Genomic DNA, 13,838 nt, shown 5'->3' on the forward strand with positions numbered 1-13,838 from the left:
GTCACTCCTTCGTGATGGTGAAGTTGAAGACACCGGAGTCGAAATGGTTGTACGACTCGTAGTCGATCAGGTCGTAGAGGTCGGCGCGGTGCTGCATCTCGCCGAGCTTCGAGGTCAGGTGCCCCTCTTCGTTCAGCGTATCGAGCGCACGGCCCGCGGCCCCCATCGAGATGCGCAGCAGCGACACCGGCCAGATGACGAGGTTGACCCCGGCGTCGCGCAGCTGATCCACGGAAAACAGCTCGCTCTTGCCGAACTCGGTCATGTTCGCGAGGATCGGCACGTCGAGTGCCTCGGCCATCGCCTCGAACTCCGCGAGCGTGCGCATCGCCTCGGGGAACACCGCGTCGGCGCCCGCATCCGCCAGTGCCTTGGCGCGGTCGATCGCCGCGTCCAGCCCTTCCACCGCCCGGATGTCGGTGCGCGCCATGAGGAGGAAGTTCTCGTCGCGACGGGCGTCGGCGGCGGCACGGATGCGCTTGATCGCCGTGTCCTCGTCGACCACGGATTTGCCGTCGAGGTGACCGCAGCGCTTCGGGTTGATCTGGTCCTCGATGTGCATGCCCGCGAGGCCCGCATCCTCGAGCTCCTGGATCGTACGGGCGACGTTCATCGGTTCGCCGAAGCCGGTGTCGGCATCAACGATCGCGGGGAGGTCGGTCATGCGGGCGATCTGCTTCGCCCGACCCGCGACCTCGGTGAGTGTGGTGAGGCCGATGTCGGGGAGGCCCAGATCGGCCGAGAGCACGGCACCGGAGATGTAGACGCCGTCGAAGCCCTTCTGCTCGATCAGGCGTGCGCTCAGCGGGTTGAACGCACCGGGGAAGCGAAGCAGCTCCCCGCTCGCGAGCCGCTCGCGGAACAGGCGCCGCTTCTCCGACGGGGTGACGGTCGAGTACAGCATCAGAACAGCCCCTTCGGGGCGCCGGCGTTCTCGAGCACTCCCGGCTTCGCGACGATCGACAGCTCGCCGACCTCCGCTGCGGTCAGCTCGGGCAGACGCTGGACGAGGTCCAGGAACCGCTCGATCTCGGCGGGCTCGAGCACGGGCTCCGCCAGCAGACGGAACTTGGCGATGTAGTTCTCCCGGGCGAACGGACGCGCTCCGAGGGGGTGGGCATCCGCCACGGCGATCTCGTCCACCACGGTCGACCCGTCGGTGAGGCGGATCTCGACGCGACCGCCGAAGGCCTTCTCATCGGGGTCCTCGGAGTGATAGCGGCGCGTCCACTCGGCGTCCTCGGCGGTGGTGATCTTGTGCCACAGCGCGACCGTGTCGGCGCGGCCCGCGCGCTCGGGGGCGTAGGAGTCGACGTGGTGCCATCCACCGTCCTGCAGCGCGACCGCGAAGATGTACGGCACCGAGTGGTCGAGCGTCTCGCGCGAGGCGGTCGGGTCGTACTTCTGCGGGTCGTTGGCGCCGGAGCCGATCACGTTGTGGGTGTGATGGCTCGTGTGGATGACGATCTGATCGATGTTGGCGGGGTCACGCAGCGCCGGGTTCTCGATCCCGAGCTTGCGGGCGAGGTCGATGAGCGCCTGCGCCTGGTACTCGGCCGAGTGCTCCTTCGTGTACGAGTCGAGGATCGCACGCTTGGGCTCACCCGCGGCGGGCAGCGGCACGTCGTACGCGGCGTCCTTGCCGTCGAGCATCCAGGCGATCACGCCGTCTTCACCTTCGTAGATCGGGGCGGGGCTGGTCTGCCCCCGCATCGCCCGGTCGACCGCTTCGACGGCCATCTTGCCCGCGAAGGCCGGGGCGTGCGCCTTCCAGGTCGAGATCTCGCCCTTGCGGCTCTGGCGGGTGGCGGTCGTGGTGTGCAGTCCCTGCCCGACGGCCTGATAGATGGTCTCGACGTCGAGGCCGAGCAGGGTTCCGATGCCGGCGGCGGCCGACGGGCCGAGGTGGGCGACGTGGTCGATCTTGTGCTTGTGCAGGCAGATCGCGCGCACCAGATCCATCTGGATCTCATACCCGGTGGCGATGCCGCGCACCAGGGCGCGGCCGTCCTTGCCGGTGTGCTGGGCGACCGCGAGGATCGGCGGGATGTTGTCGCCGGGGTGCGAGTACTCCGCCGCGAGGAACGTGTCGTGGTAGTCCAGCTCGCGCACGGCCACGCCGTTCGCCCAGGCGGCCCACTCGGGGCTGGTGCGGTGGTCGAGTGCGGCGCCGAAGAGGTTCGCACCGACGCCGCCCGTCGAGACGGGATGGCTGAACGCCTGCGCCCTGGCCGCGTTGATCGGAGCGCGGGTCAGGGAGGCCGCGGCGACGGAGGCATTGTCGATGATGCGGTTGATGATCATGTCGACGACATCCTGCTCGACCTCGACCGGGTCGGCGGCGACCTCGGCGATCTTCCAGGCGAGCTGATCCTCACGGGCGAGGTTCTCGTCGCTGCGGTGCACACGGACGTGGTGGGTGACGGTCATGAGAGTCCTTCGGTCGTGGGAGGAGACGAGACGTCTTCGGGGAGGGAGTCGAGGATGCCGGTGAGCGCGTTGTGCAGGTGCACGTGCGTCGCGTGGGCCGCGAGGTCGCCGTCGCGGGCGGCGAGTGCCGCGGCGATGGTGCGGTGCTCCCCCGCGGAGGCGGCGAGCCGTGCGGGGTTGTCCCGCGCCATCCGACGAACCCGCACGAGGTGGGTGCGCACCGTGCGCAGCGCCGACGCGATGTAGTCGTTCGCCACGGCCGCGTCGAGGGCGGCGTCGAAGCGGGCGATCAGCGCATAGTAGGCGTCGCGGCCGGCGACCGCGTCGAGGTCGACGTGGGCGAACTCGTCGGCGAGCGCGGCGAACAGGGAGGCATCGCCCCGGGTGGCGGCAAGGCGTGCCGAGCTCTCCTCGAGCGCGCGGCGGATCTCGAAGAGCGAGCGGATGTCGTCGGCGTCGAGATCGGCGACGACCGTGACCCGCGGTGACTGCTGGACGACGAGGCCGTCGGCGGCGAGCCTGCGCAGCGCTTCGCGCATAGGCGTGCGACTCACGCCCAGGCGTTCCGCCTGCTCGACCTCGCCGAGCACGAAACCTGCCGCGAGCGCGCCGGACTGGATGTCATCGAGCAGCGCCGCATACGCACGGTCACCGGCCGAGGTGCGCTCCACGGGAAGGGTCATGCCCTCAGTGTATACATAAAGCGGCTCTGGCAGGCCGCATCTCTCGCTGGACTCGTTTCCGGTATACATTCCCCGCGGGGCTACGGCACCGATTCGACGAACTCCTGGGCGATTGGCTCCCCCAACTTGACCACGACGACGCCGGCGAGCACGAGCACCCCACCCAGCGCCTGCAGCAGATCGGGGAGCTGCCCGAGCAGCAGCCAGCCGAACAGGAGAGCCGCCACGACCTCGGCGAGCGCGACGAAGGACGCGAGCCGCGACCCCAGCATCCGCGTCGACGCGATCCCGAGCAGGTACGCGAGGGCGGTCGCGACGACACCCATCGCCAGCATCGGGACGAACCACGGCACACTGCCGAACCGGTACGCGATGTCGTCGGTGGTCCACCGGATCGGCAGCACGCCGATGGCCCCGGCGGCGGTGAGCCCGAGCGCACCGAGCAGCAGACCACTGCCGGCGAGCGCGATCGGCGGTAGCCCCGTGTCAGCCTTGGCCGACAGCACGAAGTACGTCGCCGCCCCCACCATCGCCCCGAGCGCCCAGAGGATCCCGGCCACGTTCACGTCGGCACCGGTGAGGATGTCGAGCATCAGCACGAGCCCGACGAAGGCGATGGCCGCGCCGATGATGCTCCGACGCGTCGGACGCTCCCCCCTGCGCAGCCAGAGCCACAGCAGCACCGCGACCGGAGCGGTGTACTCGATGAGCAGGGCGATCCCGACATCCATGACCGCGACGGCCTGGAAGTAGAACAGTTGCGTCGCCGCGACCGCGAGCAGACCGTAGGCGAGGATCATCCCCGCATTGCGCCGCAGCAGCCCCCACCGCCCACGCAGGGAGAGGATCGTGGGAAGAAGCAGCACGAGGGCTGCCACCCAGATGCGAGCGGTGACCGCGGCCCCGGGCGTCCACCCCGCATCGATGAGCCCGCGTGCCCAGGCTCCCGACATACCGAACGCGAAGGCCGCGGCGATCGCGAGTGGCAGCCCGAGGCGCACGTCGCGCGCGGGTGCGACCGCCGCGTCACTTCTCACCTTGCTCATGATCGATGACGCTACTCGTGACAGCCCCGGGTTTCGAATCGCACGATTGGCCCCTTCTCCACCCCGAATCCGACCATTCACGCGATTCGAAAGAAGAGGGACCCTGGACGTGACCTGTCATAACAGGTACAGTGAACCTGTCATTACAGGTTGCGCAACGACGCAACGCCCGTACGAGGAGCACCGATGCCCGAGTTCCACACCCCGCCGATCTCTCCGATGGCGATCGCGTTCGACGCCGAGAAGCTGATGCTCTCGCCCGAAGGGCCGACCCTCACCCGGCGGATGTCCGACCTGGAAGGGCTCTTCCTCGACGCCGAGGCCTGGGCCGACGCATCCGCCGGCGACAACCCGGTGGTCTACACGGTGGTGAGCTCGCCCGTTCCCGAGGTCGACCGCGAGCTGCCGCAGTCGATCACGACGATCATGCCCGGCGACACGTCCGGTGAGCTCTGGATGACCAAGGGCCACCAGCACCCGAACCACCAGGGCGAGATCTACCTGGCACTGAAGGGCCGCGGCGGTCTGCTCATGTTCGACGGCGATCGCACCGAGTGGCTGGACATGCTCCCCGGAACGATCGGCTACATCCCGCCGGGCTGGGCACATCGCTCGGTCAACACCGGCGACGAGCCCTACGCCTTCCTCGCGGTCTACCCGGGAGGAGCAGGGCACGACTACGGCTGGGTGCTGGAGCACGGCATGGGCGCACGCGCCTATCGCGCAGCCTCCGGCGTCGATCTGCGTCCCTACGCGGAATAGGCTCCGGCCATGATCATCGCGCACGATCTGGGAACCACCGGCAACAAGGCGTCCCTGCACCACGACGACGGCCGTCTCGTGGCGTCGGTCACGGTCCCCTACCCCGCGCACTTCGCCGCGGGCGGCGTCGCCGAGCAGAACCCCTCCGACTGGTGGAACGCGGTCGTCGGGGCGACGCGTGACCTGATCGCCCGCACCGGAACGGCCGCGAGCGACATCGCCGGACTCGTGGTGAGCGGCCAGATGATGGGGGCTGTGCTGCTCGACGCCGACGGCGAACCCGCACGCCCGGCGATCATCTGGGCCGACACCAGGTCGGGCGCCCAGCAGCGCGAGCTCGAGGCCGCGATCGGCGCCGAACACGCCTATGGCATCCTGGGCCATCGCCTCAACCCCACTTATTCGGTCGAGAAGATCATGTGGGTGCGCGACAACGAGCCCGACGTGTGGGCGCGCGTGCGCCGGGTGTGCGTCGCGAAGGACTTCATCGTGCTGCGCCTGACCGGGCACCTGGCCACCGACCGCTCCGACGCCTCCGGCACCAACGCCTACGACCAGGCCGCCGGAACCTGGTCGGACGAGGTCGTGCGCGCCGCACGACTCGACCCGGCCCTGTTCCCCGAGATCCTCGACTCGACCCGGATCGCCGGCACGCTGACGGACACAGCCGCGGACGCCCTCGGGCTCCCCGCGAGCGTCCGTGTGGTGATGGGGGGCGGCGATGGTCCGATGGCCGCCGTCGGCTCCGGCGTCGTCGCGCCCGAGGACGGCGCGTACGTGTGCCTGGGCACCTCGTCGTGGATCTCGTTCGCGGCCGATGCCCCGCTGCACGATCCCGCGATGCGCACTTTCACGTTCGACAACGTGGTCCCCGGCTCGTTCGTCCCGACCGCCACCATGCAGGCCGGCGGGGCCTCGGTGCAATGGATCTCGGAGGCTCTCTCCCCCGACCCCGCGCATCCCGAAACCGGACGGCTGACGACCGAAGCGTCCGCCGACATCGACACCGACGACCTCTACTTCCTCCCCTACCTCCTCGGCGAGCGCTCCCCGATGTGGGACCCGGACGCCCGCGGCGCCTTCGTCGGCCTCGCCCGCCACCACGGCAGAGCCCACCTCGTGCGGGCGGTGCTGGAGGGCACGGCGTTCAACCTGCTCAGCTGCATCCAGGCCTTCCGTGAGTCCGGTGCCGTGATCGACCGCATCGACGCGGTCGGCGGCGGAGCCCAGAGCGACGTGTACCTCTCGGTGCTGGCGGATGTGTGGGGCGTGCCGGTGCGCCGCCGGACGATCGTGGAGGAGGCGAACAGTCTCGGAGCAGCGGTCACCGCCGCAGTCGGGCTCGGGCTCACGGACTTCTCGGCCGCCCGCGCCCTGAGCGAGGTCACCGCCGAGTTCACCCCGGATGCCGGGCGCCATGCCGTCTACGCCGAGCGGCACGCCCGCTTCGCCGACGCCTACACGGCCCTGGCGCCGTGGTTCGCCGGACGGCCGCGCTGATGGGCGTGATCCTCGTCACCAGCCGCTCCTTCTCGGACGGCGACCTCGACCTGGTGGAACGCGCCGCCCAGGCGGGGCATCGCATCCTCCGCGGTCCGGCGCATCATGACCTCGAGGACTTGCGATCACTCCTGCACGGCGCTGATGCCTGGATCGCGGGCACCGGGGCGATCACGGACGCACATTTCGCCGCGGCTCCGAAGCTCAAGGTAGTCGCCCGGTACGGCGTCGGCACCGAGTCGGTCGATCTGGGCGCGGCGCGCGATCGCGGCATCCCGGTGACCAACACCCCCGGCGCCAACGCCGACGCGGTCGCGGACCACGCGATCGGGCTCATGCTCGCCGCGCTGCGGTTCATCCCGGACGGCGATCGCCGCGTGCGCACGGGCGATTGGGGCGTGCGGCGCGGACGTGAGCTCGGCGCCGCCACGGTCGGCATCGTCGGCTTCGGGCGCATCGGCCAGGGTGTGGCCGCGCGGCTGAGCGGCTTCGGGCCGCGCGTGCTGGCCGCCGATCCGTTCCTTCCTGACGAGGTCGTGCGGGCCCGGGGTGCAGAACCCGCCTCGCTCGACGACCTGTTCCGCACCGCCGACGTCATCACGCTGCACGCTCCGGGCGGGCAAAAGCTCGTCGACGCTGACCGTCTCACCGGCATGCGGCCGGGAACCGTGCTGATCAACACCGCCCGGGGTGACCTGATCGACGAGGCAGCCGTCGCGCAGGCGCTGCGCGACGGAACCCTTGCCGGCTACGCGGCCGACACCCTCGACGGTGACACGGCCGCGCACCACAGCCCTCTGCTCGCCCCGGACCTCGCCGACCGCGTGATCGTCACCCCGCACCTCGGCGCGCAGACCACCCAGGCCGTCGACAACATGGGCGCTCTCTCGCTGGCCGACGTGATCGCGATCCTCGCCGGCAGCGATCCCGCCCATCCCGTCCCCGTCCCGCTCGCCGAGGAGAACCGATGACCACCACCGCCGACACCGTCCACGCCGACGGGGCCTCGACTGCCGCATCCGCCGACTACATGGGTTTCGTCGGGGTGACCACGGCGTCGTCGTCGATCATGAAGGTGTTCCCGCTGTGGGCCGACATCCTGGGTCTCCCGACGCGCACCCTGCTCGGCCACGATCTGCCGATGGACGCCGAGCCGGCACAGTACCGCGCGATGGTCGAGCAGATCCGCGATGACCCGCACCACCGCGGAGCCCTCGTGACCACGCACAAGATGAACGTGTACGCCGCGGCCTCCGACCTGTTCGACGAGCTGGATCCCTTCGCGGTGTCCTGCTCCGAGATCTCCAGCATCTCGAAGCGCGGCCGGGTCCTGTCCGGACGGGCCAAGGATCCGATCACGGTCGACCTCGCGTTGAACGACTTCCTCCCGGCCGATCACTTCACGCGCACGGGGGCGGCGGTCGTGATCCTGGGTGCCGGCGGTTCGGGCACCGCACTGAGCTGGGCGCTGGCCGAACGTGAGGACGCCCCCTCGAAGATCACGGTGACGGCCCGCACACAGGACAAGCTCGACCACCTGCGCGAGGTGCACCGCCAGCACGGCACGCGGGAGGGACTGATCGAGTACGTGGTGACCGCTTCCCCTGCAGAGGCCGATGCCCTGGTGACCGACGCACCCCCGGGATCCGTCATCGCCAACGCCACCGGGCTCGGCAAGGACCGCCCGGGCTCGCCCCTGAGCGAGACGGCGGTGTTCCCCGAAGGCGCGTACGCGTGGGAGTTCAACTACCGCGGCTCGCTCGAGTTCCTGCATCAGGCGCAGGCGCAGGCGGCCGCGCGCGGGCTCCACGTCATCGACGGCTGGCGCTACTTCATCCACGGCTGGTCGCAGGTGGTGGCCGACGTGTTCGAGCTCGACCTGACCCCCGAGGTCGTCGAGCGACTCGCCGAGGCCGCGGAGTCGGTGCGCTGATGTCCGTCGTCGTCCGCACGGTGCTCGGTGACATCGCGCCGACGGCGCTCGGACGAGTGAACTACCACGAGCACCTGTTCCAGGTGTCGCCGCTGCTGCCGGGCGATGAGCTCGACGATGAGACCGCGTCGGGCAAAGAAGCGGCACTGCTGCGAGCGAGCGGGTTCGACACGATGGTGGATGCCACACCGTTCGGGCTCGCCCGGGACCCGGAGGCTTTGGCACGGATCAGCGCGACGACCGGACTGCACATCGTCGCGACGACCGGCCGTCACCGTGAAGCCCATTACGGCGCGGACCATCCGATGCAGGTGTGGACCTCCGATCGCCTGGCCGCTCTCTTCCTCGCCGACCTCACACGCGGCATGCCCGTGGACGACAGCGAGATCTTCGAGACGCCCGACATCTCCCTCGCACGCACACCGGGCGGCGCTCCCGTGCGCGCAGGGATGCTCAAGGGGGGCGCCGACTACTGGCGTATCAGTCCGTTCGAGCGCACGACGCTGATCGCCGTGGCCGCAGCGCACCGCGCGACAGGGGCTCCCGTCATGGTGCATCTGGAGTTCGGCACGGCGGCCCATGAGGTGCTCGACCTGCTCTCCGCCGAGGGGGTGCCGGCCCACCGGATCGTGCTCGCGCACGCCGACCGCGACCCCGACCCCGGGCTGCACGTGTCCCTCGCCGAACGCGGAGCCCACCTCGGCTACGACGGCTTCGCGCGTCCGCGCACCCGCTCCGATGCCGAGCTGCTCGCCCTGACCGTCGCCGTGGTCGAGCGCGGCGCCGGCGACCGGATCGTGCTCGGCGGCGATGTCGCCCGGCGCACTCGGTACATCGCGTATGGCGGCATGCCCGGGCTCGCTTACCTCGGCGACCGTTACCTCCCCCGCCTCCGCGAGGCTGTGGGCGAGGACGCCGTGCACCGGATGCTCGTGACCACGCCGGCACAGCTGCTGAGCTTCTCCGTCTGACCCCGAGCATGGGCACGGGCATGGGCATCCACATCCACATCCGAGAACGCCGAGGAGACACCGTGTCCGAACCGACGATCCTGCGCGCCCGCGTCTGACGAGCCGACGCTGCTCAGCGATCGAGCCGGGGATCCCGCAAAGACGCCATCGCCTCGACGAGGCTTTCGTGGATGTACTCGAGCTCAGGTGAGCTGAAGCTCGACCAGTCCTCTTCGGGGGCATCGTGGTCGTCCGCCCCTTCGCTCTCCGCGGATCCGCTCCACGCGGCGGCGTCCTCTCCAGCGGCATCCCACGTCTGACCCTGCGGAACGTGGGTGTAGACCCACCAGAGATTTCCTGACGGGTCGGCGAAGCGCGAGAACGTGTCACCGAAGAAGTCCGTCGGCCGGGTCACGATGCGTGCGCCGAGTCCGACTGCTCGTGCGAGCGTTCCTTCGACGTCGTCGACGTACACCTGGAGGAATCCGGGAGTGAAGGGCCAGTCGGGCTTACGGTCGGCGACCGTGATGACGGAGTCGCCGATGCGCAACTCGGAGTGCAGGATCAGTCCGTCGGTGTCGACGGTGCGGGCCTCGGGGACGTCGGTCGCCCCGAAGACCTCGATCACGAAGTCGATGATGCGAGAGGCGTCATCCGTCATGAGGAAGGGGTTGACGGTGTTCGATCCGGCGGGCAGGGCGGGTGCGTTGCTCATGGTGGGTGTCCTTTCGTCGCAATCACTTTGGCAGTCACCGCGGACAGATCCTGACCTGGATGTCCTGCGTGATCCGGTTCACGTCCCGACACGAAGAAACCCCCCGCCCGAAGGCGAGGGGCTTCTTCATGGATGCGGTGTCACTCGTAGAGGACGGCCGCGATCTTCGGGTCTTCGATGTTCGTGCTGTCGTACCAGTACGAACCCGTGTCGTAGAACTTCTCGACCGACTCACCGTTGGCGGCGTCGTACGCGGCCTGCACGACCTGCGCGCCGATGCCGATCGGGTCCTGCGTGATCGCGCCGGCCATGGTGCCGTCCTTGATGGCGTTGATCTGGGCCGCACCGGAGTCGAAGCCGACGATGGTGATCTTGCCCTTCTCGAGGCCGAGCTCGTTCACGGCGTTCACCACACCGATGGCGGAGCCCTCGTTGGTGCCGTAGATGCCCTTGAGGTCGGGGTGGGCCGCGATCAGGGTCTTGGCGATGTCGGCCGACTTGAGGTGGTCGCCGTCACCGTACTGGATGTCGACGATCTCGATGTCGGGGTAGTCCGCCTCGATCTTGTCGACGAAGCCGTCGCGACGCTCGACACCGGTCGAGTTGATCTGCGAGTGGCCGACGATCGCGACCTGTCCTTCGCCGCCGATCAGCTCGGCCATGTGCTCGGCAGCGAGCGCACCGGCGACCTTGCTGTCGGTGGCGGACAGGCTCAGGCCCACGTCACCGTTGCAGGGGGCGTCGAAGTAGACGACCGGGATGTCCTTCGACTTGGCCTGCTCGAGCGGGGCGACGCACGCCTCGGGGTCGAGGGCGGCGTAGGCGATGGCGTCCGGGTTCTTGTCGATCGCGGCGGTCAACATCTCGAGCTGCTGCGCGATCTCGGTCTCGGCCGCGGGGCCCTCGAACGTGATCTTCACGCCGAGCTCGTCGGCCTTCTCCTCGGCGCCCTTCTTGACGGCCTGCCAGAACTGGTGCTGGAAGCCCTTCGAGACCATGGCGATGTACATCTCGCCGTCGCCGCTGCCGCCGTCTCCGCCGGAACCTTCCTCGATCACGTCGCCGCCGCCGGCACAGCCGGCGAACACCAGGGCGGATGCGGCGACCAGCGCTGCGAATGCGGTCTTCTTCCCGAATTTCATGAAAACTCCATTGTTCGTGGGTGGGTGGGTGGTGCAGGGATGGTGGGTGGTGCAGGGATGGGTCAGGTGCGCTGCCGGTTGCGGAGCGAGTCGAGGAAGACCGCGAGCAGCACGACCACACCGACGACGATGTTCTGCCACTCGGTCTGGATCGACATGATGCGCAGTCCGTTCACGAGCACGCTCATGATCAGGGCGCCGATCACGGTGCCGAGGATCGATCCGCGTCCGCCCAGCAGCGAGGTGCCGCCGATGATGACCGCGGCGATCGCCTGCAGCTCGTACCCCATGCCGATCTGCGGCTGAGCGGAGTCGAGGCGCGAGGCGATGACGATGCCCGCGACGCCGGTGAACGCACCCGCGAACATGTAGATGAGGATGGTCCAGCGACGCGTGTTGACGCCCGACAGACGGGTGGCCTCCTCGTTCGAGCCGATCGCGAAGGTGTAGCGGCCGAGCAGGGTCTTCGACAGCACGAGCCAGGCGACGATCGCCAGCGCGGCGGTGATGAGCACCGCGTTCGGGATACCGGGGATGATCACGCCGAGGGCGATCTTCTTGAAGTCCGGTGCCGAGGTCGAGAAGTAGATCGGTGCGACGTTCGAGATCACGAGGGCGAGACCACCCGCGATCATCATCATCGCGAGCGTGGCGATGAAAGGAGGCAGTCGCAGGAACGTGATGTTCACGCCGTTGACGAGTCCCATCAGCACACCTGTCGCGACGCCGCCGATCACACCGACCCAGACGGGAAGGCCCATGTTCGTGACGATGACCCCGGTCATCACGGCGCACAGCGCCATGCCGGTGCCGATCGACAGGTCGATGCCGCCGGTGATGATGACGAAGGTCGTTCCGAGGGCGAGGATGCCGATCACCGCGGTCGACAGCAGCACCGTGGCGATGTTGCTGAAGGTGAAGAAGTTGGGGCTGGCGATCGAGAAGAAGATGACCAGAACGATCAAGGTGCCGAAGGCCAGCGACTGCTGGAACTGCCGCTTGATGAACCCGACGACATCCCTCTTGTCGGTGTCCTCGTTCACGGCGGTCTGGATGATCGTCGTCGTCGACGATCCGGGCTGCTGCGGAGCGCTCATCAGTCTTCCTCCCCGTGGGCTGCGAGTTGCATGATCTTCTCCTGGCTTGCTTCCTCGTTGCGGAGCGTCCCGGTGATGCGGCCGTTGGCGAAGACCGCGATGCGGTTCGCCACACGGAGGATCTCCGGGAGCTCGGATGAGATGACGATGATGGACTTGCCTGAGTCAGCGAGCTGCTGCATGAGGCGGTAGATCTCCTCTTTCGCGCCGACGTCGATCCCTCGGGTCGGCTCGTCGAAGATGAGGATGTCGCAGTCGCGCATCAGCCAGCGGGCGATGACGACCTTCTGCTGGTTCCCTCCGGAGAGGAGCTTGACGACCTGGTTGACAGAGGGCGTCTTCACGCGCAGCTGCTGCACGTATTCCTTGGTGCGGTTCTTCGCCTTGCTGTCGCCCATCCAGCCGATCGCGTTGGCGTAGGAGCCGAGCGAGGCGAGCACGGTGTTGAACGTCACATCCTGCTCGAGCATGAGGCCGAGGAGCTTCCGGTCCTCGGACAGGTACCCGAGGCCGTGATGCACCGCGTCCGCGGGCTGGGAGATCCGCGCCGGGCGACCATCGATGGTGATCGTGCCGCTGTCGCGGTGGTCGGCGCCGATCACGGCTCGGGCGGTCTCGGTGCGCCCCGCCCCCATGAGGCCGGCGAAGCCGAGGATCTCGCCCCGGTGCAACCGGAACGAGACGTCTTTCAGAAGGCTCTTGGTCGACAGCCCCTGCACCTCGAGGACCACGGGGTCGTTGGCGTGCTCACGGGCCTGAGGACGGGTTCCCTCGTCGATCACGCGGCCGACCATCATCTCGATGATCGTCGGGATGGTGATCTCGGACTTGTCGAGTGATCCGATGTATGTGCCGTCACGCAGGACGGTCACCCGATCAGCCAGGCGGCGCAGTTCGTCCATGCGGTGCGAGATGTAGACGATCCCGGTGCCGCGCGCCTTGAGCTGCTCGATCAGCACGAAGAGCGTCTCGACCTCGGTGTCGGTGAGGGCCGAGGTCGGCTCGTCCATGATGAGCACCTTGGCGTTGAAGGACAGCGCCTTGGCGATCTCGACCATCTGCTGCTCGGCCACCGTGAGCTCGCCGACGAGCTGACGCGGGTTCAGGTGGATGTCGAGGCGCTGCAGCAGCTCGGCGGTCTGCGCGTTCAGCTTGCGCTCCGACAGGAACGGGCCCGTGGTGGGTTCCCTCCCCACGTAGATGTTCTGCGCCACGGTCAGATCGGGCATCAGGTTGAGCTCCTGATGGATGATCGTGATGCCGAGCTCCTGCGCCTGGAGGGGGCTCGTGAGCTCGACCTCCCGGCCCTCGAACGTGATCGTGCCCTCGTCCTTGGTGTAGATCCCGGAGAGGATCTTCATCAGGGTCGACTTGCCGGCACCGTTCTCACCCACGAGCACGAGCACCTCGCCGGCGTGCACCTCGAGGTGCACGTCTTTCAGCGCCTGCACGCCGGGGAATCCTTTGCTGATCCCCTCGACCCGGAGGATGGGTCCACTCATGCGCTCACCTGCTTCCTTGAAGGTTCTGCTTCGACGTCGACGGATCATTCCGTCACAAACATCGGATCAATTCTGCGT

13 protein-coding genes are annotated in these 13,838 nt (G+C 68.5%); 5 read left to right on the forward strand and 8 right to left on the reverse strand.

Translation table 11 applies throughout. From position 1 onward, the window contains the following. Position 1 precedes the first annotated feature (1 nt). The 4 genes from prpB to LRQ07_RS15675 all read right to left on the reverse strand — a co-directional run bounded on the left by prpB (position 2) and on the right by LRQ07_RS15675 (position 4,159). Entirely contained in the window at positions 2-904 is a 903-nt protein-coding gene (gene prpB, locus LRQ07_RS15660; protein WP_256535141.1) for a methylisocitrate lyase, read from the reverse strand. After that, positions 904-2,430, reverse strand: coding sequence for an MmgE/PrpD family protein (locus LRQ07_RS15665; protein WP_256535142.1), 1,527 nt, complete (start codon positions 2,428-2,430; stop codon positions 904-906). The genes prpB and LRQ07_RS15665 overlap by 1 nt, the downstream gene beginning before the upstream one ends. Continuing rightward, positions 2,427-3,113 carry a GntR family transcriptional regulator gene (locus tag LRQ07_RS15670; RefSeq protein ID WP_047521621.1) on the reverse strand — a complete coding sequence of 229 codons (687 nt, stop codon included), beginning with the start codon at positions 3,111-3,113 and terminating at the stop codon, positions 2,427-2,429. Before LRQ07_RS15670 ends, LRQ07_RS15665 begins: the two co-directional genes overlap by 4 nt. A gap of 80 nt (positions 3,114-3,193) precedes the next feature. After that, a complete protein-coding gene (locus tag LRQ07_RS15675; RefSeq protein WP_256535143.1) occupies positions 3,194-4,159 on the reverse strand; it encodes an EamA family transporter in 966 nt (321 codons plus the stop codon). 186 nt (positions 4,160-4,345) lie between these two features. Between LRQ07_RS15675 and LRQ07_RS15680 the strand changes: the two genes are divergently transcribed. Genes LRQ07_RS15680 through LRQ07_RS15700 form a run of 5 tightly spaced genes read left to right on the forward strand, consistent with a single transcriptional unit; the run spans position 4,346 to position 9,325 of the window. After that, the gene (locus LRQ07_RS15680) at positions 4,346-4,921 is read left to right on the forward strand and encodes a glucose-6-phosphate isomerase family protein (protein ID WP_256535144.1); all 576 of its coding nucleotides are present in this window, start codon (positions 4,346-4,348) and stop codon (positions 4,919-4,921) included. Between the two features lie 9 nt (positions 4,922-4,930). After that, the gene (xylB, locus tag LRQ07_RS15685; protein ID WP_256535145.1) at positions 4,931-6,421 is read left to right on the forward strand and encodes a xylulokinase; all 1,491 of its coding nucleotides are present in this window, start codon (positions 4,931-4,933) and stop codon (positions 6,419-6,421) included. Continuing rightward, on the forward strand, positions 6,397-7,392 hold the full coding sequence (locus tag LRQ07_RS15690) for a phosphoglycerate dehydrogenase (protein WP_256535146.1): 996 nt from the start codon (positions 6,397-6,399) through the stop codon (positions 7,390-7,392). Before xylB ends, LRQ07_RS15690 begins: the two co-directional genes overlap by 25 nt. Continuing rightward, positions 7,389-8,354 (forward strand): shikimate dehydrogenase family protein, encoded by a 966-nt coding sequence (locus LRQ07_RS15695; RefSeq protein ID WP_256535147.1) that lies wholly within the window; start codon positions 7,389-7,391, stop codon positions 8,352-8,354. The genes LRQ07_RS15690 and LRQ07_RS15695 overlap by 4 nt, the downstream gene beginning before the upstream one ends. Beyond that, a complete protein-coding gene (locus LRQ07_RS15700) occupies positions 8,354-9,325 on the forward strand; it encodes a phosphotriesterase (RefSeq protein WP_256535148.1) in 972 nt (323 codons plus the stop codon). The genes LRQ07_RS15695 and LRQ07_RS15700 overlap by 1 nt, the downstream gene beginning before the upstream one ends. A 112-nt stretch (positions 9,326-9,437) precedes the next feature. On the opposite strand, the gene LRQ07_RS15705 is transcribed toward LRQ07_RS15700, so the two are convergent. The 4 genes from LRQ07_RS15705 to LRQ07_RS15720 all read right to left on the reverse strand — a co-directional run bounded on the left by LRQ07_RS15705 (position 9,438) and on the right by LRQ07_RS15720 (position 13,760). Then, a complete protein-coding gene (locus LRQ07_RS15705) occupies positions 9,438-10,019 on the reverse strand; it encodes a VOC family protein (RefSeq protein WP_232763302.1) in 582 nt (193 codons plus the stop codon). Between the two features lie 140 nt (positions 10,020-10,159). Further along, positions 10,160-11,161, reverse strand: a complete 1,002-nt coding sequence (locus LRQ07_RS15710; protein WP_134352317.1) for an ABC transporter substrate-binding protein — start codon at positions 11,159-11,161, stop codon at positions 10,160-10,162. Positions 11,162-11,223: 62 nt separating this feature from the next. After that, positions 11,224-12,258 (reverse strand): ABC transporter permease, encoded by a 1,035-nt coding sequence (locus LRQ07_RS15715; protein WP_194239293.1) that lies wholly within the window; start codon positions 12,256-12,258, stop codon positions 11,224-11,226. Beyond that, positions 12,258-13,760, reverse strand: coding sequence for a sugar ABC transporter ATP-binding protein (locus LRQ07_RS15720; RefSeq protein WP_131493943.1), 1,503 nt, complete (start codon positions 13,758-13,760; stop codon positions 12,258-12,260). Before LRQ07_RS15720 ends, LRQ07_RS15715 begins: the two co-directional genes overlap by 1 nt. Positions 13,761-13,838 lie beyond the last annotated feature (78 nt).

Origin of the sequence: Microbacterium sp. J1-1 (assembly GCF_024498615.1) — a bacterium.
In the GTDB taxonomy this organism is placed as follows: Bacteria; Actinomycetota; Actinomycetes; order Actinomycetales; family Microbacteriaceae; genus Microbacterium; species Microbacterium aurugineum.

Excerpts from the sequence above, each read along its gene's own strand:
- prpB (WP_256535141.1), bottom strand. The coding sequence starts at position 904 with ATGCTGTACTCGACCGTCACCCCGTCGGAGAAGCGGCGCCTGTTCCGC.
- LRQ07_RS15720 (WP_131493943.1), bottom strand. The coding sequence starts at position 13,760 with ATGAGTGGACCCATCCTCCGGGTCGAGGGGATCAGCAAAGGATTCCCC.
- xylB (WP_256535145.1), top strand. The coding sequence starts at position 4,931 with ATGATCATCGCGCACGATCTGGGAACCACCGGCAACAAGGCGTCCCTG.
- LRQ07_RS15695 (WP_256535147.1), top strand. The coding sequence starts at position 7,389 with ATGACCACCACCGCCGACACCGTCCACGCCGACGGGGCCTCGACTGCC.
- LRQ07_RS15675 (WP_256535143.1), bottom strand. The coding sequence starts at position 4,159 with ATGAGCAAGGTGAGAAGTGACGCGGCGGTCGCACCCGCGCGCGACGTG.
- LRQ07_RS15705 (WP_232763302.1), bottom strand. The coding sequence starts at position 10,019 with ATGAGCAACGCACCCGCCCTGCCCGCCGGATCGAACACCGTCAACCCC.
- LRQ07_RS15710 (WP_134352317.1), bottom strand. The coding sequence starts at position 11,161 with ATGAAATTCGGGAAGAAGACCGCATTCGCAGCGCTGGTCGCCGCATCC.
- LRQ07_RS15680 (WP_256535144.1), top strand. The coding sequence starts at position 4,346 with ATGCCCGAGTTCCACACCCCGCCGATCTCTCCGATGGCGATCGCGTTC.
- LRQ07_RS15715 (WP_194239293.1), bottom strand. The coding sequence starts at position 12,258 with ATGAGCGCTCCGCAGCAGCCCGGATCGTCGACGACGACGATCATCCAG.
- LRQ07_RS15665 (WP_256535142.1), bottom strand. The coding sequence starts at position 2,430 with ATGACCGTCACCCACCACGTCCGTGTGCACCGCAGCGACGAGAACCTC.
- LRQ07_RS15670 (WP_047521621.1), bottom strand. The coding sequence starts at position 3,113 with ATGACCCTTCCCGTGGAGCGCACCTCGGCCGGTGACCGTGCGTATGCG.
- LRQ07_RS15700 (WP_256535148.1), top strand. The coding sequence starts at position 8,354 with ATGTCCGTCGTCGTCCGCACGGTGCTCGGTGACATCGCGCCGACGGCG.